The organism is Streptomyces europaeiscabiei (assembly GCF_001550375.1).
In the GTDB taxonomy this organism is placed as follows: domain Bacteria; phylum Actinomycetota; class Actinomycetes; order Streptomycetales; family Streptomycetaceae; genus Streptomyces; species Streptomyces europaeiscabiei.
The window spans coordinates 1-665 of record NZ_LRTR01000624.1 but is presented as its reverse complement, the minus strand read 5'-3'; the positions used below and the strand labels follow the sequence as shown (position 1 = coordinate 665).

The window sequence follows — 665 nt, the reverse complement described above, 5'->3', positions numbered from 1 at the left end:
CAGACGACGGCGCGGGTGAGCGGGTCGGGGAGGCCGCATCGCCCGACCTGAGCGCGTTGTCCAGGGCGGCGCCGAGCAGCGGGCCGAGCATGCGGTCGGGGGCGGAGACACCGGCCGTGCGCAGCAGCTCCATGGACTGGGCGACCAGCGTGACCAGGTGGTTGGCGCCCAGGGCGAGGGCCGCGTGGTAGAGCGGGCGGTTCTCCTCTGCGATCCACTCGGGCTCGCCGCCCATCTCGATCACCAGCGCCTCGGCGGCCAGCCGCAGCGCGTCCGGCGCCGTGACCCCGAAGGAGCACCCGGCGAGCCGCTGCACGTCCACCGGCGTCCCCGTGAACGTCATCGCGGGGTGCAGCGCCAGCGGCAGCGCCCCGGCCCTGAGCGCGGGGTCCAGCACCTTCGCGCCGTACCGGCCCGAGGTGTGCACGAGGAGCTGCCCCGGTCGCACGGAGCCGGTCTCGGCGAGGCCCTCGACCAGGCCCGGCAGGGCGTCGTCCGGGACGGTCAGCAGGACCAGGTCGGCGTGTCGCAGCACATCGGCCGGGGACATCAGCGGCACATCGGGCAGCAGTTCGGCGGCGCGTCGCCGGGAGGCGTCGGAGACACCGGAGACGGCCACCGGGCGGTGACCCGCGAGTCGCAGCGACGCCGCCAGCGCGGGGCCG

Annotated in this window: 1 protein-coding gene; it reads right to left on the bottom strand. The window is 76.2% G+C overall.

Annotated elements, in window-relative coordinates; translation table 11 throughout:
- Positions 1–665 (bottom strand): Rossmann-like and DUF2520 domain-containing protein (locus tag AWZ10_RS30445; protein WP_060892563.1); only part of this gene is annotated, 665 nt, incomplete at both ends.